Source organism: Actinomadura sp. 21ATH, from assembly GCF_041951345.1.
Classification (GTDB): Bacteria; Actinomycetota; Actinomycetes; order Streptosporangiales; family Streptosporangiaceae; genus Spirillospora.
This window is the reverse complement of the sequence record NZ_JBGNUR010000008.1, coordinates 1-17,490: the sequence shown is the minus strand read 5'-3', so window position 1 is coordinate 17,490 and position 17,490 is coordinate 1. Positions and strand designations below refer to the sequence as shown.

Annotated in this window: 18 protein-coding genes; 6 read left to right on the top strand and 12 right to left on the bottom strand. The window is 70.1% G+C overall.

The annotated features are described in order from the left end of the window. Positions 1-115 precede the first annotated feature (115 nt). Positions 116-1,615: a class I adenylate-forming enzyme family protein gene (locus tag ACA361_RS23215; protein WP_375014932.1), complete on the bottom strand. Its 1,500-nt coding sequence runs from the start codon at positions 1,613-1,615 to the stop codon at positions 116-118. A 72-nt stretch (positions 1,616-1,687) separates the two neighbouring features. Between ACA361_RS23215 and ACA361_RS23210 the strand changes: the two genes are divergently transcribed. After that, positions 1,688-2,122, top strand: a complete 435-nt coding sequence (locus ACA361_RS23210; protein WP_375014930.1) for an SRPBCC family protein — start codon at positions 1,688-1,690, stop codon at positions 2,120-2,122. A 40-nt stretch (positions 2,123-2,162) separates the two neighbouring features. Here the strand turns inward: ACA361_RS23210 and ACA361_RS23205 are convergent, their stop codons facing one another. Genes ACA361_RS23205 through ACA361_RS23195 form a run of 3 tightly spaced genes read right to left on the bottom strand, consistent with a single transcriptional unit; the run spans position 2,163 to position 4,657 of the window. After that, entirely contained in the window at positions 2,163-2,960 is a 798-nt protein-coding gene (locus tag ACA361_RS23205) for an enoyl-CoA hydratase/isomerase family protein (RefSeq protein WP_375014929.1), read from the bottom strand. Continuing rightward, on the bottom strand, positions 2,957-3,898 hold the full coding sequence (locus tag ACA361_RS23200; RefSeq protein WP_375014928.1) for an alpha/beta hydrolase: 942 nt from the start codon (positions 3,896-3,898) through the stop codon (positions 2,957-2,959). The genes ACA361_RS23205 and ACA361_RS23200 overlap by 4 nt, the downstream gene beginning before the upstream one ends. A gap of 6 nt (positions 3,899-3,904) precedes the next feature. Then, positions 3,905-4,657 (bottom strand): gamma-glutamyl-gamma-aminobutyrate hydrolase family protein, encoded by a 753-nt coding sequence (locus tag ACA361_RS23195; RefSeq protein WP_375014926.1) that lies wholly within the window; start codon positions 4,655-4,657, stop codon positions 3,905-3,907. A gap of 680 nt (positions 4,658-5,337) precedes the next feature. Here ACA361_RS23195 and ACA361_RS23190 point away from each other — a divergent pair. Continuing rightward, on the top strand, positions 5,338-6,348 hold the full coding sequence (locus ACA361_RS23190) for a globin domain-containing protein (RefSeq protein ID WP_375014924.1): 1,011 nt from the start codon (positions 5,338-5,340) through the stop codon (positions 6,346-6,348). Between the two features lie 32 nt (positions 6,349-6,380). On the opposite strand, the gene ACA361_RS23185 is transcribed toward ACA361_RS23190, so the two are convergent. Then, a complete protein-coding gene (locus ACA361_RS23185; protein ID WP_375014922.1) occupies positions 6,381-7,016 on the bottom strand; it encodes a permease prefix domain 1-containing protein in 636 nt (211 codons plus the stop codon). Then, entirely contained in the window at positions 7,013-7,348 is a 336-nt protein-coding gene (locus ACA361_RS23180; protein ID WP_375014921.1) for a PadR family transcriptional regulator, read from the bottom strand. Before ACA361_RS23180 ends, ACA361_RS23185 begins: the two co-directional genes overlap by 4 nt. 79 nt (positions 7,349-7,427) lie before the next feature. On the opposite strand from ACA361_RS23180, the gene ACA361_RS23175 reads away from it, so the two are divergent. Further along, positions 7,428-7,859, top strand: coding sequence for a hypothetical protein (locus ACA361_RS23175; RefSeq protein ID WP_375014919.1), 432 nt, complete (start codon positions 7,428-7,430; stop codon positions 7,857-7,859). A gap of 12 nt (positions 7,860-7,871) precedes the next feature. Here ACA361_RS23175 and ACA361_RS23170 read toward each other — a convergent pair whose 3' ends face one another. Then, positions 7,872-8,672, bottom strand: coding sequence for a helix-turn-helix domain-containing protein (locus tag ACA361_RS23170; RefSeq protein ID WP_375014917.1), 801 nt, complete (start codon positions 8,670-8,672; stop codon positions 7,872-7,874). Between the two features lie 81 nt (positions 8,673-8,753). Here ACA361_RS23170 and ACA361_RS23165 point away from each other — a divergent pair, with 81 nt between their 5' ends. Continuing rightward, positions 8,754-9,203, top strand: coding sequence for a pyridoxamine 5'-phosphate oxidase family protein (locus ACA361_RS23165; protein WP_375014915.1), 450 nt, complete (start codon positions 8,754-8,756; stop codon positions 9,201-9,203). A 49-nt stretch (positions 9,204-9,252) separates the two neighbouring features. Then, on the top strand, positions 9,253-9,642 hold the full coding sequence (locus ACA361_RS23160) for a PaaI family thioesterase (protein WP_375014913.1): 390 nt from the start codon (positions 9,253-9,255) through the stop codon (positions 9,640-9,642). 156 nt (positions 9,643-9,798) lie between these two features. Here ACA361_RS23160 and ACA361_RS23155 read toward each other — a convergent pair whose 3' ends face one another. From ACA361_RS23155 to thyX, 5 genes are all read right to left on the bottom strand, one after another. After that, positions 9,799-12,645 carry a hypothetical protein gene (locus ACA361_RS23155; protein WP_375014912.1) on the bottom strand — a complete coding sequence of 949 codons (2,847 nt, stop codon included), beginning with the start codon at positions 12,643-12,645 and terminating at the stop codon, positions 9,799-9,801. Between the two features lie 46 nt (positions 12,646-12,691). Next, complete coding sequence (locus ACA361_RS23150; protein WP_375014910.1) at positions 12,692-13,096, bottom strand: hypothetical protein; 405 nt, start codon at positions 13,094-13,096, stop codon at positions 12,692-12,694. Between the two features lie 6 nt (positions 13,097-13,102). Next, positions 13,103-13,597 (bottom strand): hypothetical protein, encoded by a 495-nt coding sequence (locus tag ACA361_RS23145; protein WP_375014908.1) that lies wholly within the window; start codon positions 13,595-13,597, stop codon positions 13,103-13,105. A gap of 21 nt (positions 13,598-13,618) precedes the next feature. After that, positions 13,619-14,671: a hypothetical protein gene (locus tag ACA361_RS23140; protein WP_375014906.1), complete on the bottom strand. Its 1,053-nt coding sequence runs from the start codon at positions 14,669-14,671 to the stop codon at positions 13,619-13,621. A 505-nt stretch (positions 14,672-15,176) separates the two neighbouring features. Further along, positions 15,177-15,896 carry an FAD-dependent thymidylate synthase gene (thyX, locus tag ACA361_RS23135; protein WP_375014904.1) on the bottom strand — a complete coding sequence of 240 codons (720 nt, stop codon included), beginning with the start codon at positions 15,894-15,896 and terminating at the stop codon, positions 15,177-15,179. 158 nt (positions 15,897-16,054) lie between these two features. On the opposite strand from thyX, the gene ACA361_RS23130 reads away from it, so the two are divergent. Next, positions 16,055-17,419 (top strand): molybdopterin-dependent oxidoreductase, encoded by a 1,365-nt coding sequence (locus ACA361_RS23130; protein WP_375014902.1) that lies wholly within the window; start codon positions 16,055-16,057, stop codon positions 17,417-17,419. The last annotated feature ends 71 nt before the right edge of the window (positions 17,420-17,490 follow it).

The window sequence follows — 17,490 nt, the reverse complement described above, 5'->3', positions numbered from 1 at the left end:
CTCCACGGTGATCGACTCGACGGTCCGGACATGATGGCACTCGATGCCAAAAAAGGGCAAGGACTGGCCGAGTGGTACGACCGGCTCGTCTACGCCGGCTTCTTCACGCGGCCCGTCAGCGGTCGCGTTCGGGCAGCCGGACGGCCGTGCCCGGGTCGTGGGCGGCGCGCAGCCCGCGCTTGAGGATCTTGCCGGAGTGGTTGCGCGGGATCGCCTCGACGATCTCGTACCAGCGCGGGCGCTTGAACGCGCCGAGCAGCCCCTGGCAGTGGGCGTCGAGCGCGGCGGGGGCGCCGCCGGGCTCGTGGCCGCCGCGGAGCACGACCAGGGCCTTGACGGCCTCGCCCCAGCGCCGGTCCGGGACGCCGACGACCGCGACGTCGGCGACCGCCGGATGGGCGGCCAGCACGCGCTCGACCTCCGCGGAGTAGACGTTCTCGCCACCGGTCTTGATCATGTCCTTGGCGCGGTCGACGAAGTGGAAGAACCCGTCGTCGTCCTGGCGCAGCAGGTCGCCGGTGTGCAGCCAACCGCCGCGCAGGGCCGCCGCGGTGGCGTCGGGCAGGCCCGCGTACCCGGCCATCAGGGACGCGCCGCGCACCAGCAGCTCGCCGGTCCCGGCCGCGTCGGGGTCGGCGATGGCCAGGTCGAACGGCGGCAGCGGGCAGCCGACCGTGCCGGGGCGGGCCAGCTCGTCGTCCAGGGTCGTCACGGTGACGAAGTTCCCGGCCTCGGTCGACCCGTAGACGCCGCGGTAGCCGATCCCGAGGTCGCGCAGCGCCTCCAGGGCGCGGGGGCGCTCGGTGGCGGCCATCCCGAACACCAGCCGCAGCGTCTCCGGGGTGGCCGCGGGGTGGCGCAGGGCGGCGCCGGTGCCGCCCGGGAAGATCGCGACGGTGACGCCGTGCCGGGCGATCACCGGCCAGAGCCGGTCGGGCGCCGGGCCGGGCGGCAGCACGACCGTCCCGCCGGCCGCGAGGTGGCCGAGCGCCGCCCCGTACCCGGCGACGTGGTACAGCGGCAGCGCGCCCAGCAGGCGGTCGTCGCCGGTGAGCCCGAACGCCTGCACGGCGTTGGCCGCCGCCACGACCCAGCCGCGGCTGGTCAGCAGGCAGCCCTTCGGGCGGCCGGTCGTGCCCGAGGTGTAGAGCTGCATGACCGGCGCGTCGTCGGCCGGGCGGGGCACCTCGGCGGCCGGGCCCGGGACGGCGGCGAGGGCCTCGTCCAGGTCCGGGCCGATGGTCCAGTGGGTGCCGTCCAGCAGGCCGCTCTCGCGGGCCGGGCCCTCCAGCGCCGGATGGACGACCGCGTGCCGCGCCCGCGCGTCCTCGGCCTGGAAGCGGATCTCGGCCGGGCCGAGCCGGACGTTCAGCGGGACGACCACCGCGCCCAGCCAGGACGCCGCGAACGCGGCCTCGACCGCCTCCGGCGCGTTCACGGTGAGCAGCGCGATCCGGTCGCCGGGGCCGACCCCGCCCGCGGCGAGCAGCCCGTGCCAGCGCCGGACCCGGTCGTGCAGCTCCCCGTACGAGCGGGTGCGGCCGTCCTCCCAGGCGAACGCGGTCCGGTCCGGCCACAGCGTGGCGCCGCGATGGGCGAGATCACCGAGCAGCACGCCGACATGTTGCCCGGATCACACTTGGCGGCGCAAGATGATCTCCCACCCTCGATGCCGAGGAGGCATCCGATGCCCCGCTCCTATGCCAGCGCCGTGCTCAACGCCCCGGCCGACGACGTGTGGTCGTACCTGCGCGACTTCGGCAACCTCGCCGACTGGATGCCGGGCGTGGAGACCGGCGTGATCGAGGACGGCGGCCCGGCCGACCGGGTCGGCTGCGTCCGGCGGCTGATCGGGCCCGGCCCGCGGCCGTTCCGCGAGCGGCTCACCAGCCTGGACGACGCCGACCGCTCCTACGCGTACGAGATCCTGGAGTGCCCGCTGCCGCTGCGGTCCGCCCGCGCCCGGATCCGGGTCGCGCCGGTGACCGGCACCGGCCAGGCGTTCGTGGAGTGGTGGGGCGAGTTCTCCGCCGACGCCGACGACGAGGAGGCGATGGAGAAGACCCTCACCCAGGCGATCTACACCACCGGGCTGGACGCGCTGCGCAAGCGCTTCGGCTGACCGGCCGGGCCGGGCCTCACCGGCCGTGCGGCCGGGCGCGTCAGGTGAACCTGGGCGTGCGCTTCTCGCGGAGGGCCGCCACGCCCTCGCGCGCGTCCGGGCCGGTGAAGCCGAGGAACTCCAGCGCCAGCGACGCGTCGAACGCCGGCTGCGCCACCCGCAGCCAGTGGTTCAGGGCGTGCTTGGTGTTGCGGATCGCCTCCGCCGACCCGCTCGCCAGCCGCGCCGCCACCTCCAGCGCGCGCTCGTGCACCTCGTCGTCGTCCACGCACACGCTCACCAGGCCGATCCGCTCGGCCTCCTCGCCGGTCACCGCCTCGCACAGCAGCAGGTGGTACTTGGACTTGGCCATGCCGCACAGCAGCGGCCACACGATCGCGGCATGGTCGCCCGCGGCCACGCCGAGGCGGGTGTGGCCGTCGATGATCTTCGCGGAGCGGCCGGCGACCGAGATGTCGGCCAGCAGCGCCACCGCCAGGCCCGCCCCGACGGCCGGGCCCTGGATCGCGCTGACGACCGGCTTGGAGCAGTCGATCACGTTCATCACGATGTCCCGGGCCTCGCGCATGATCCGGGAGCGGGCGGCCGGATCGTCCAGCATCCCCTCGATCATGGACAGGTCGCCGCCGGCCGAGAACGCGGTGCCCTCGCCGCGCACCAGGACCGCGCGCACCGCGTCGTCGGCGTCCACGTCCCGCCAGATCTCCGCCAGCTCGCGGTGCCCGGTCTCGTCCACCGCGTTGAGCCGCCCGGGCGCGCTCAGCGTGATCCGCAGGATCCCGGGCCCCGCCTCGTCGATCTTCAGCCGCTGGTACGCGCCGTACCGGGTCTCGCTCATGGGCCGTCCTTCCGGGTCGGGGCCGCGAATGCCGCGCGCAATCGTCGCACAGCGAAATCCATCGCCTCGGCACCGGTGTCGAACAGCTCCGGCAGCAGGAAGAACGAGTGCACCATCCCCGCGTACCGGCGCAGCTCCACCGGCACCCCGGCCTCCTCCAGCCGCCGCGCGTACGCCTCGCCCTCGTCGCGCAGGACGTCGTACTCGGCGGTGATGACCGTCGCGGGGGCCGCGCCGGCCAGGTCGGGGGCGCGCAGCGGCGCCAGCCGCGGGTCGGCGGGATCGGCGCCGCCGCGGTACAGGTCCATGAACAGGGCCATCGAGGCGGCGTCCAGCCCGTACCCGGTGCCGTACGCGGCGTAGCTGGGGGTGTCCATGGCCGTGTCGGTGACGGGGTAGACCAGCAGCTGGTGGGCGAGCCGCACGCCGCGCTCGCGGGCCGCCAGCGCCGTGACGGCGGCGAGGTTGCCGCCCGCGCTGTCGCCCGCGACGGCCACGTTCGCGGGGTCCACGCCGAAGCGGCCGGGGTCGCGGACGGCCGCGGCCGTCACCGCCCAGGCGTCGTCCGCGGCGGCCGGGAACGGGTGCTCGGGGGCCAGCCGGTAGTCCGCGCTCAGCACGGCGCAGCCGGCGCGCGCGGCGAACTCGCGGCAGGCGGCGTCGACGTTGCCGGGCCCGCCGACGACCCATCCCCCGCCGTGGAAGTACACGAGGGCGGGCAGCGGCCCGCGCTCCTCGGGACGGTAGAGCCGGACCGGCACGGGACCGCCCTCCCCCGGAACGGTCAGGTCCGCCACGTGCGCGAGCTCGCGGCGCGGCGCCGGGAGCGCCGAGCCGACCACGCGGCGCATGTCCTGGATCGACGGGTCGGGGCCCAGCAGGTCGCTCCAGGCGCCGAGGAACTCCAGGAAGCGCCTGGTCTGCGGGTGGACGGGCATGCGGCGTCAGCGGCCGGCGGACTCGGCGACCAGCGCCTCGAACAGCCGGCGGTCGTCGCCCTCCTCCGGGTGCCACTGGACGCCGATGCCGAACCGGTGCCCCTGGAGCTCCACCGCCTCCACCACCTGGTCGGCGGCGTAGGCGACCGCGCTCAGCCCCTTGCCGAGCCGCTTGACGGCCTGGTGGTGGTAGGTCGGCACGTCCGCGCCGTCCCCCATGATCTTGCCGATCGCGCTGGTGGGGTTGATGTGCACGCGGTGCCGGCCGACCATCCCGACCGCCGGGGCGTGGTCCTCGTTCCCGACCTCCTGGGGCAGGTACTGGACGAGCGTGCCGCCGCGCGCCACGTTCAGCACCTGCATGCCGCGGCAGATGGCGAGGAACGGCAGGTCGGCCTCCACGGCGGCGCGCACCAGCGCCAGCTCGAACCGGTCGCGCTGCGGCTGCGGCGGCCCGGTCTCGGGGTGCCGGTCGGCCCCGTACAGGTCGGGGTCGACGTCGCCGCCGCCGGCGATCACGAGCCCGTCCAGCCGCCGCACCAGCGCGTCCACGCCGCGCAGCCCGCCGGTCGGGGGCAGCATCACCGGCACGCCGCCGGCGCGCTCCACCGCCCGCGCGTACGGCGCCGGCAGCAGCGCGGCCTCGCGGACCCACACGCCCCAGCGGGCCGGCTCCAGGTAGGTGGTGATGCCGATGACCGGCGGGGAGCGGTCGGCGTCGCCGGGACCGCCCGGCGCCTGCCGGGTCGCCTCGCTCATGCTGGTGTCCCTCCCGTTGTGCGTACCACGGGCCGGTGTCCGTCGCCCGGCGTGGCGCGCCGTCTGCGTCGGGTCATCATGGCGCATGACCCGGGTTACGGACCGGCCCTCCCCTGTCCCCCGTCCTGTCCCTGTCCAGGCCAGCTTGCCTTACGTTCCCCGTCCGCGACAGGTGTCCCGGCGCCGCGCCGGGCCGGCCGCGCGGGGGCGCGCGGACACCGTGCGGAATCCGGCGGTAGAGAATCCTCCACCACCAGCGGAGATCATCGGACATAACCGGCTAATCGCGAACCGTGCCCTGTTACAGGGCGGACCCGGGGCGTTATCGAACGCCATTTCGAGGAACCGCGACGCAGATACCGACGAGTATTCTTCCGCCGGAATACAGCGGTCGGTGACAGGAAATCAGCACTCGATCACTCTCCGTATCGGTACGTGCACGATAGCGCCGAACGGTTGAGACCAGGCACTTTGAGTGCGAGAATCTCAGCGAGCCGGACGTCCCCGCGCCGACGCACCCTCGTCGGAGTCCGGCGACCATCGTCGAATGGACCGGGGGGCGAACTCGCCTGATGTCCTTGGAACCCCGAATCATCAAAGAAAGCTTTACCCACCTGGAGCCGGTCGCCGATAAGGCGATCGCCTATTTCTACGGGCGATTGTTCGCCGAGCATCCCCGGTTGCGGGCATTGTTCCCGCCCGCCATGGACGCGCAGCGCGACCGGCTCTTCCGCGCGCTGACCAAGATCGTGTGGAGCATGGACAGCCCCGACGCGCTGGAGGGCTACCTCGGCCGGCTGGGCCGCGACCACCGCAAGCTCGGCGTGCTGCCCGAGCACTACCCGGCCGTCGGCGACGCCCTCGTCGCCACGCTGCGCGCGTACGGCGGGGACGGCTGGACGCCCGAGGCCGAGGCCGCCTGGACCGAGGGCTACCGGACCGCGTCCGAACTGATGATCGCCGGAGCCGAGCGGGACGCCGAGCAGGCCCCGCCCTGGTGGATCGCCGAGGTCGTCGCGCACGAGCGCCGCTCGTACGACCTGGCCGTGCTCACCCTGCGGCCGGGCCGGCCGCTGCCGTTCCACGCCGGCCAGTACGTCTCGGTCCAGGTGTCGCGCTGGCCGCGGGTCTGGCGGCCGTACTCCATCGCCAACGCGCCGCGCCCCGACGGCACGCTCCGGCTGCACGTGCGCGCCGTGCCGGCCGGCTGGGTGAGCGGCACCCTGGTGCGGCACACCCGCACCGGCGACACGCTGCTGCTCGGGCCCGCGCTGGGCACCATGACCCTCGCCCCCGAGGCCGCCGGCCGCGACCTGCTGCTGATCGCCGGCGGCACCGGCCTGGCCCCGCTGCGCGCCCTGGCCGAGGACGCCCTGGCCGCCGACCCCGCGCGCCGCGTCCACCTGATGGTGGGCGCGCGGACCGAGCAGGACCTGTACGACATGGCCGACCTGGCGCGGCTGGCGGCCGCCCACCCCGGGCTGCGGATGAGCACGCTGGTCTCCGCGCCGGGCGACGCCCGCGCCACCCCGGCGGACGCGCTCGGCGACCTCCCCGGCCTGGCCGAGCAGGAGGTCTACGTGGCCGGGCCGGCCGAGATGATCAGGTGCACGGTCGACGCGCTCCAGCGGCTCGACGTCCCCCCGCACCGCATCCACCACGACCCGCTCGACGGCGAGTACGGCGCCTGACCCGCGCCCGGCCCACGCTCGGCCCGCGCCGCTCAGCGGGCCGCCAGGCGGGCGCAGCGCCGGCAGGCGCGGGCCGAGCCCGCGACGAGGGCGTGCGACACGGCGGTGAGCGCGCCGGCCAGCACCGTCAGCGGCCAGTTCCCGTGCAGCGCCGCGGTCCCGGCGAGCCCGAGCGTCGCGACCGCCATCGCGACCGCCGTGACCGTCCCGCCCCACGCGACCGCGATCGGCAGCCGGTCCGGCACCGGGAGCCGGCGGGCCAGCGCGCCGGTCACCGCCAGCGTCCCCGCCCCGGGCAGCGCCGCGGCCGCCGCCGCCCACAGCTGCCACTGCTGCTGGTGACCGGCGGTGCGGACCAGCGCCCAGCACGCGATCAGCAGCGGGATCGTCAGCACGACCGCCCGCGCGGTGTGCCGGACCTGGGCGATGGTCAGCTCCCGCTGGCAGCCCGGCGCCAGCTCCGCGACGCTCCCGAACTCCCGCACCGCCAGCTCGGCGGCGCGCTCGTACGGGACGCCCCGGTCGCCGTACGCGGCGACGGTGTCCTCCAGGCCGCCGCGCAGCTCCTCGACGAGCCGCTCCTTGGCCCGGGCCGGGCCGTGCAGCGCCGCCGCCAGCGCCGCGACGTGCTCCTCGACCGGGTCGGCGGCGGTGGCCGTGCCCGTCACGCCGGGTGCCCGGGCGCCGGGTCGAGGACCGCCCCGATGACCGATGTGAACTCGCGCCACGCGTCCCGCTCGCCGGCCAGGGCGCGCCGCCCGTCCTCGGTGAGCTCGTAGCAGCGCCGGCGCCGCTCCCCCTCGGCGAGCCAGGTGCTGCGCAGCAGCCCGACCCGTTCCAGCCGGTTCAGCGCCGGATAGATCGTGCCCGTCTTCAGCTCCAGCGTCCCGCCGCTGCGCCGCTGCACGGCCGCGATGATCGCGTAGCCGTGCAGCGGGCCCGGTTCGAGCACGGCCAGCAGCAGGCCGTCCAGATGTCCGCGTACCGCGTCCGCCCTCATGAGTAGACAGCCTACACACCGGTGCTGTAGACAGACGACGTATAGGCAACCAACATATTCGGAGACCTGGAGCCCCCACGTGACCAAGCTGCTGCTGTCCCTGCACGTCCTGGCCGCGATCGTGTTCATCGGGCCGATCACCGTGGCCGCGTCGCTGTTTCCCCGCTACGCCAAGGAGTCCGCCGAGGGCGTGGCGGCGTTCCTGCACCGGATCTGCTCCGGCTACGCCTTCGCCGGCCTCGCCGTGCCGATCCTCGGCTTCGCCACCGGCGCGGCGCTCGGCGTCCTCACCGACCCCTGGCTGATCGCCTCGGTGATCCTGACCGCCGCCGCCGCGGGCGTCCTCGGCTTCGCCATCCTGCCCGGCCAGCAGCGGATGCTCGCCGCGGACCGGCCGGCCGCCGCCGCCACGGCCGGCCGCCTCGCCATGCTCACCGGCGTCTTCAACCTCCTGTGGGCGGTCGTCGTCGTGCTGATGATCGTCCGGCCCGGCTCGACGACCGGCGCCTGAACGGCCGCGCGGCTACCCGGCGGCGGCGCGCTCGCGGAGGAAGTCCGCCGTCGCGGGGTCGGCCGGGTAGAACGACTCGATGGCCAGCTCCGCCACCGTGATGTCCACCGGCGTGCCGAACGTGGCGATCGTGCTGAAGAACGACAGCGTCCGGTCACCGTGCCGGATCCGCAGCGGGATCACCACCTCCTGGCCGGTCGGCGCCGCCGTCGCCGCCGGCCCCGGGTAGTCGCGCAGCTCCCGGTACAGCTGCACCAGCGCGGCGTCCGCGGTCAGCGCCACATGCCGGCGCACCCGGTCGATCATGTGCGCCCGCCACTCCCCCAGGTTGACGATGTTCCGCGCCATCCCGTCCGGGTGCATGCTGAGCTTGAGCACGTTCAGCGGCGGCTCCAGCAGCTCCGGCGGCGCCCCCTCCATGAAGAACCCCGCGGCCCCGTTGGCGTCGATCAGGTTCCAGAACCGGTCGACGACCACCGCCGGGTACGGCTCGTGGCCCCGCAGGACCTGCCTCAGCGCGGCCCGTACCGAGTCCATCCGCGGCTCCTCCATCGGCGTCTCGGCGTACACGGGCGCGTAGCCCGCCGACACCAGCAGCAGGTTCCGGTCCCGCAGCGGCACCTCCAGGTGCTCGGCCAGCCGCAGCACCATCTCCCGGCTCGGCGCCGACCGGCCCGTCTCCACGAAGCTCAGATGGCGCGTGGACACCTCGGCCCCGGAGGCCAACTCCAGCTGGCTGAGCCTGCGCCGCTGCCGCCATGCCCGCAGCTGGTCCCCCACGGGCCGTACATCGCCGAGCGAAGTGATCGTCATGGCCCGGAACGCTACCCGCGCCCATGTCATGCCCGCGATTACCCCGCTGGTAATGACCGGCCCCTGTGAGAGGTTGTCGGCATGGCTACATGGCAGGAGTTCGAGAAGGCGGCACCCGACCTGGCCGCGTCCGTGCGCGCCCGCTTCGAGGCGGCGGAGACCCACGTCCTCGCGACGCTGCGCGCCGACGGCTCGCCCCGCGTCAGCGGCTCCGAGGTCGACTTCCTGGGCCCCGACCTGTCCTTCGGCTCGATGCTGAACGCGGTCAAGGCCCGCGACCTCCGGCGCGACGGGCGCTGCGCGATCCACGCCCACCCCGCCGACGGCGACGCCAAGGTCGCCGGGATCGCCGTCGAGATCACCGACCCGGCGGAGAAGGAGCGCTACACGACCGGCACCGAGCCGCCAGGGGACTTCCACGCCTTCCGGCTCGACCTGCGGGAGGCCGTCCTCACCACCGTGGAGGGCGAGGAGATGGTCATCAGGTCGTGGCGTCCCGGCGCCCCGCCCCGCACGTTCCGGCGGACATGACGCCCGGGGTAATGGCCCGGCACCCGGCGCGTACGCCACGCTGGTCGCCATGACCGACGCGCTCATCGACGCCATGCCCTTCGCCCGCGCCCTGGGCATCGAGATCGACGCCGCCGCGCCCGGCGAGGTGACCGGCCGGCTGGCCTGGGCCCCGGACCGCTGCACGGCCGGCGGCGTCATGCACGGCGGCGCCCTGATGGCCCTCGCCGACACCCTGGGCGCCGCGTGCGCCTATCTCAACCTCCCGGACGGCGCGTCCACCACCACGCTGGAGTCCAAGACCAACTTCATGCGCGGCGTCCGCGAGGGCGAGGTGCGCGGCGTCGCCCGGCCGCTGCACTCCGGCCGGCGCTTCATCGTCGTCCAGACCGACCTCTACGACGCCGGCGACCGGCGCGTCGCCCAGGTCACCCAGACCCAGGCCGTCCTCAACGGCTGACGCCTTTACGTTGTAGATCACTCACGGGCACGGCCAGGTAGGCGAGCAGTTCAGGCGCGATCACGACATCCGGCATGCGCCCAACTGCCGCATCTGTCCCGGTACACCCAGACCCGACCCCCCCCCGCCCCCATGACGCGCGTCGCAACCCAGGCGCTAGTAATAGGCGAAGATCCATTTCCCCAGGCTTCGGCGGTCGAGCGACGCGGCAAGCCCCAGGAGACCGAGGTTGCGCGCGAGACCGGCAGCGACCTCCCATTCTTTCCCGGCGCCAGCGGCGGCGAGCGCGATGCGCCCCCAAAGTTGTTGAAACTCCGACGGGGTGCCCCGGTCCAGGCGCGCGCGGATATCTCCAGCCAGAGATACGGCCCGGATCCTATGGGGATGTTCAAGGAACGGGAAGAGCTTGAGGGCGCACACCGCCGACTTGTACTCCCACACGCCGTTGCCCAGGTCATGGAAACGCTCAAGGAGATCAAGATGACATTCGAATGACCGCTGATAGTCGTCCATTATACCCCAGACCTCAGCTATCTTGAATCTACACAAAAGCGTACCCAGCAGCAATTCTTGGGCATCATACTCGGCCAGTGAGCGTTCATACCAATAGACCGCGGCATGCACCTGCCCATGGTCTACCAAACCCTCCGCCATATCGCGCGGCAAGGCGCGACGGCGCGCCAGGTCCCCCATGAACTGCAGCACCTTGGCAAACCCGACACGGCCGAGCCGATCGAGCGCGGCGTCCGAGACCACGCCCAGCATCCGGTCCGCCAGCCGGACGCATTCGCCACGTTCGTCTCGATGAATGGCAACATCCCCCCTCCCTTTAAGGACGTCAACCATCAGACGGGCACTCTCGATTCCACTGTGACCCGCAAGCATTCTTTCCGCATTGGAATAGAGCGAGTCGGCGATGTCCCAGCGGGACCGCGCGAAATCAACATTCGCTCTCTGGAAGAGCAGGTGCGCTATTGCCCAGGCAGCAGTTTCCCCGCCTTTCTCATCCACCTCTTGTACCCGCTCGGCCATCGCACTCAGCTCTTCGAGACGAGCTTGCGAAAATCCATCTGAATTCTTGGTGGCGGCGACGATCCCGGAACGCACGATGAGTTCCTCGATACTGTTCGTGGTACGGGCGGCCGCCGCCATGAAGATCGCGCCCGCACTATCATAATGGTCCGCCAGACGATACGCATGGCCGCATATCGACAGGAAACGAGCAGAGGCCCTGTCCCCTATCCAGTCGATCGCGTCGTCGATGATGGGAAGCCACGAGTGCAGCCGCGACGCGGCGAACAACTCAAGACCACAGAGGGCCAGCAGGCCGTCGACCACTGGCGCGTAGTCGTGCCGGCCCACATGCTGCTCGCAGAACAGCGCAGCCGCACGGAGCAGTTGCAGGCGGCCGACCGCTGCGTCAGGGGACTCAGCGGTAACCGACAGTGACCAGCGCAGGAAGGGAAGGAAATCCTTCTCCGGCTCGGGGCGCAGCGCAGCGAAGACGCCGCTATAACGAGTCGGTACGCAGATCCAGCCATCCTCCGTGACCAGGGCACCGCTGCCCCTGAGAAACAGGCTCAGAAGAGCCTCCGACCGGAGCCTTGCCCCGCCGGCACCTAGTTGCCGGGAAACCCAGCCCAGGACGATGGGGAGCGGCAGATAGACTCCTGGTGCGCATGCGCAAAGCGCCAGGGCGGCCGATATCCGACCGTCGAAAGAGTCGACCAACTCCACAACGTCCGCAACTGTCATATCGACGGCGGAATCATCCATGGAAGGGCCATCGAATCGCCTGATCAGGGCGATGGTTTGAGTGATCCGGGCCATCTCCTGGTGAGACCCGGCACTGGCCTGCAGGATGTCATCGACGAAACGGCCTGTGACCTCCTCGGCGGCAATCCCAAGGCTCGTGAAGGTCCGAAGGACGTCGTCCCCGTTCGGCCCGGCAACCCTGTGCACGTCCGCAGCCCCGATGATGTCAGCCGGGATCGAATCGCCGTCCACTCCGGTAATCATTAGATGTCGGTCATCGATCAGCGCACGTACCTCGTCCCAGACCTTCCTGGCGTCTATGCCCTCCAGGAGAGCGGGCTGGGCCGCGGCGTCCAAGTAGCCCGCAGCGGCTTTGCTGAGGTCAAGCATGATTCGCGAGCGGCCGTCGAGTCTCGCTACCTCCTCCTCGACGGCCGACGCCTTGAGGGCGATGGTGTCGGCTTGCGCTCCGGCCTCGCCGAGCACCACTGTTAGCCGCGGTCGCGGCGGCGTCCTGCTGGGCCGGCTTCCACCGATGACCGACCTCGGAGCGAGTCTCTTCTGGAACAGCACTTGAGATCCCGACCCGGACGCACGCAAGTAGGGGTCTCCGAACCCACTGACCGCGGCCTCTGCGGAGAGATACGCAGCCAGGTCGGAAATCGTCAGGTCGACCGTATCCGGTCGATAGGCGATCCCTTTGATCCCGCGGATCAGTGCCCTCGTGTAAGGACTAAGTAATGCGCCCGTTGCAGGCGCTCGCGTGCGACTGGCGACGGAACTACTGGCGAAGACCCGGTGATCCAGCATCTGCTGTACGGTCTCGGGGAGCCGAGAAAAGCTCAGACCTTGAGCATAACAGCAATCCAGGAACCAAGTATGCATAGATTTCGGACACCGCACCAGGTATTCACCAAGGAGACCGGCGGTGATAAAGCTGCGGGCATCGGAAGTGTCGGAATCCGACAATGCAAGTGCGATGGATTGGGACGGCAGCATGACCGCATGGCCCGAATAGTAGAGGATACGATGCCGCACAGCCGCGCTCGGGTCGTAGAGCCACCTCAGCGCCGTGTTGAATTCCGCAGACGTTCCTGAGCCGATGGTCCGGCAGTCGACTCCGCCTCCCGGCAGGTGCGCGGGCAACACGCGGGCCACGGTTCGGGCGTCGGCCTCACTGCTAGGCAGCGGCGCCAGCCCGAGTGCGGGGTTCGCCTGCGCTCCCACCGAAAGCAGGCGCGTGGACACGGCCGACGCCCAGCGTTTTTCAGATCTTTCCCCTAAAAGAACCATATCAGTCACCGCATGTGTCGTCCCTCTGTTCGGCCATGCCGGAGAAGAAGGCCGAGATCGCCTTGAGCGTCTCGGCGAATTCGGCGTCGCTCTGGCTTGCGGATTCCGCCACCAGCCTCCGCTCGCTGCCGTCCTTGTCGACCACTTTCACGGTCAGTGCCTGCTTCCTCGGCCTGTGGAACCAAGCCTCGACAAGAGGTACGACCACAGGACGCAAGGCAGTTATGGTCGCCATCGAGATGCCGATCGCGGTCACCACCTCCGCAGCCGCCTTCGAATCTGACGCTCTCATGCTGCGGAACTCGAAGTCGCATCCCGCGGCGCCGAGTTCGGATTTGAGACCGTCCAGGACGGACCCGAGTGCATTTTCGTCCGCGGCGGCTTCTATCCATAGAATCTCGCGCATGACCCACTACTCCGCATAGTATTGATTGAACTGGAAACCTTTGCTCTGCCCACTCAGCCTAAAGAAGGAGATTTGAGCGAACGGCGAGTCAGCCTCAACGAGAAGGCCCGCCGGATTGGCCACGGACAGACCGAGCCGACCTCTCCCCCGAAACCCGGGATCCCACAAACCAGAGGACAGCCACCCTCCGCACCGCATGAGCGTCGACCGCGCGAGGGCGATTCCTGCGATATCTTTCGGAAGTGAAAGATACTCATTGAGATAGAAAATATAATAGCCCGGACATAGTCGATAGAAACCTTCCTCGAGCAGAATCTCCGACTCTGTCGCGACTCGACTCCGGTGCGGGCCGCCGAGGCGCGCTTCGCCTCGGGGTGCAGTTATCTTCCGGACGGTGACATCGAATCCCGCCGGCTGCAGTTGTTCGGCCAGGCTACGAAAATCCCGGATCAGCGGCGGGTCTGCATTGATGAGTTCGATTATTTCCTTGTCTGCAAGCATGACTCCCCTGAGTTGGACCTTCTAGGTTGGTTCGTTGAGTACGAGGGCATACAAATCTCTGACGATCTTCCGCTGCGCTCGGCCGACCGAGCCGTAATTGTCCAGACCCGCGGTTGCGTTCACTTCGATAATGGAGTACCTACCGCCCGGTTCAGCGAGGTCATGACAAGCGAGATCTATGCCGCAGAAGGCCAGGCCGAAGCTTTTCGCAACGTCGGCGGCCAGTGCCGACCAGAACGGATGCACCTTGGCCGTGACGTCGTGCGCGGTTCCGCCGGCAGACAGGTTGGAGATGTCGAGGAGAACGACTGGTTCGCCAGCTCGCGGCACCGATTCCAGGGTACGCCCTTCCCTTCGCAACCGTGCCGCGATCCGAGCGTCATCTACATCGATCAGAGTATCGCGGTCAGCTTCCGTATATCTCTGTTGCAGGCGCCTGAGAAGTTCCGCCGTCGTGGATACTCCGTCACCCGTAACCGTCAACGGAAGACGAGAATAAGCGGAAATAATCCCGCCGCGCATGACGACGAGACGATGGTCGGGCATGTCCACATATTCTTCGATGAGCGCTACGCGAATCCACTGTTCAGCGTAATCTGCAATGACCCGCTCCATCTCTGCGAGATCATCGCACCGCCACACCCCCTGCCCTCTCGCCCCGTCAACCGGTTTGACGTAGACTGGGAACCCGAGAGAGGCAGCATAGTCCGCAGCTTGATCTACCATAAGTGGCGCATCAAAGCCTCGCAGGCCAAGCCCGGGGATAATCTTTTCCGCCCACCATGGAAGCAGGAACGCTCTACCTTCGGGACAGGCGAACCCCGCTTTCCTCAGAAAGAACTTGGTGTACGCCTTGTCCTTGGCGATCTCACACGCGGCGCCCGGGTTGAGGCCCACGTCGCTGCCGCGCGTGACGCGGACACTTCCGTTGTTGTAATAGATTCGCGTCACATAACCGTATTCCGGCTCGACCTCAACCCGCTCTACGTTCCGCAGCCTTCCTTCCTCCAGCAAGCTGAGAAGGATACGCGTTACATACGGGTAGTGACGCTTGGCAACGGCGGCCTGGCTCACGGCACGACGATATATCGGTCGGTGAGCGCTCGCGGCCTGGAAACAGCAACAAAATCAATTGATCTTGAAATGGCAACCGCCGGCCTAAGGCACGCGGGTTGCTGCAGTGGCGACCGCGGTTCGACGGACTCAGGTGATGGACGTGGTCACCCAGGGCCGAGGCCTCGACGGCTCCCGCCCGGATCAGATACCTGTTCCCGCAGCTGCCGCACGCTGGGGTGCCGAGCTGATGCCCGCTCATCAGCACCTGCGGAGGAACACGGTGACGGCCTTCAGTTCGGCCCCAGAAGAACGCCAGCCGATCGAGGCGATCATCTGGCCCGTGGAGAACCGGCTCGGCCTCGAACGCCACAACGACCGGACCGCCAGGGCCTCTGGCCTGCACTGCCCAGGGCATCCTCGCCCTCAACGCCGCCATCTGGCACAACCGGCTCACCGGCGCACCCGTGAACCGATCACTCACCCCCTACGGGCACCGACCAGCACCTGTCTGCTCATCAACGCTCTAGGGGCAGACGCGTCCATTGGCCTCAAAAGCCGCATGAGTGAGCGGCATCAGCGCGGCCCACTGCTCTTCCATCTGCTCGGCGACCATCTCGATCTCCCTTTGCGGGAACGACGGGAACGTGGAGTCTTCCCGCTTCGTCCGCAACGAAAGGAAATTCATGAGGGCGCGGGCGTTGCAGGTGGCGTACATGGACGAGTAGAGGCCGACAGGGAGAACGCCACGTGCGACTTCGCGGGCGATCCCTGCCTCCAGCATCTCGGTGTAGGCGCGGTACGCCCGTCGGAAGCTGTCCTTGGTGGCCTCCGCGACCAGCTTATGCTGCTCAGGTGTACCGTCGGCGAAGACGTACTTGCCGGGACGCCCCTCCTGGACGAGCTTGCGATCGGGACCTGGTACGTAGAAGACCGGCTCCAACCGTCGGTAGCGCCCGCTCTCCTCGTTGTACGAGAAAGTACGATGCCGCATGAACTCCCGGAAGACGAAGATCGGCGCCTTCACATAGAAGGTCATCGACGAGTGCTCGAAGGGGGTGCCATGCCGATCCCGCATCAGGAAGTTGATCAGTCCCTTGGACCGCTCTGGATCGGCCTCGATCTCCGCCAGGGAGCTTTCTCCCTTGGTCGAGACGCGCGCCGCCCACAGCACGTCCGCGTCGGACGCGGCTGACTTGATCAGCTCCACCGTCACGTCACTGCGGAACTCGATGTCCCCGTCCACCTCGTGCCCCTCTCTTCACTGTCCGAACCCCCGCAACTCTAGTGCCGACGGTGGCCTGGTGGCCGCCGAGGGCCGCCGTCGGGTTTCAGCGGTGTACGAGATGCTCCAAACTGGCTCTGCACGGTAAACAGGGAGGTCGCCGGGGTGGGGAACGGGTCGTGACGGAGCTCAAGGTGCTGGGGGCCTGCCCGCTGGACTGCCCGGACGGGTGCTCGTGGGTCGTGACCGTACGGGACGGGGAGGCCGTCGGGCTCCGCGGCAATCCGGACCACCCGTACACGCGCGGCGCCCTGTGCACCAAGGTCAACCGGTGGATCGAGCACTCGAAGCAGGACGACCGGATCCTCTACCCGCTGCGCAGGGCCGGGGCCAAGGGCGAGGGCCGGTTCGAGCGGATCTCCTGGGACGAGGCCCTGGCGGAGATCTCCGGGCGGCTGCGGTCGGTGATCGACGAGCACGGCGGCGAGGCGATCTGGCCGTACTGGGGGACCGGGACGCTCGGCTACATCCAGGGCCTGGAGGGCGGCGCCGGGCGCCGGTTCTTCAACGTGCTGGGCGCGTCGCGGCACCTCGCCAACATCTGCTCGGCGGCGGGGACGGCCGGGGCCTGGGCCACGCTGGGCTCGCCCGGCGGCATGGACCCCGAGGACCTGCGGCACGCCCGGCTGATCATCCTGTGGGGCACCAACCCCCTGACCAGCGGCCACCACGTGTGGAAGTTCGTGCAGGAGGCGCGGGCGAAGGGCGCGTACGTGGTCGCGATCGACCCCGTGCTGACCCGGACGGCGCGGCAGGCCGACGAGCATCTCGCGCCGCTGCCGGGCACGGACGCGGCGCTGGCCCTGGGGCTGCTCAACGTGGTCGTGCGGCTCGGGGCGCAGGACGAGGAGTTCCTGCGGCGGCACACGCTGGGCTGGGAGGAGTTCCGGGCGCGGGTCGAGACGTTCACGCCGGCGCGGGTCGCGGAGATCACCGGGGTGCCGGAGGAGCGGATCGTCGCGCTGGGCGAGCGGGTCGCGCGGACGCGGCCGACGGCGATCCGGGCCACGCAGGGCCTCCAGCGGCACTCGGGCGGCGCGATGGCACTGCGGACGCTGGCCGCGTTCCCGGCGGTGACCGGTGACTGGGGCCTGCTGGGCGGCGGGCTGGCGACGTCGACGTCGGGGCACGTCCCGCTGGACCGGGCGGCGCTGTTCCGCGACGACCTGCGGCCGGGGCCGCTGCGGTCGCTGTCGATGAGCCGGATCGGGGAGGGGCTGCTGGAGGCCGATCCGCCGGTGCGCGCGCTGTTCGTGATCGCGGCCAACCCGGTGGGCAGCGCCCCGCACCAGAACAGGGTCCGTGCGGGGCTGGCGCGCGAGGACCTGTTCACGGTGGTGCTGGAGCAGTTCCCCACGGACACGACGGACTACGCCGACATCGTGCTGCCGGCGACGATGCAGCACGAGCACGCGGACCTGCACGACGGCTACGGCCACCTGTATCCGTCATCCGCGACAGGGTCGCCAACGTCGGTTCTTTGACGTTACGCTGCGGTTACTCCATTCGGCAACCGGCGCGCGAGCAAGCTTGCGGCTAGGACGCCGGATACGGT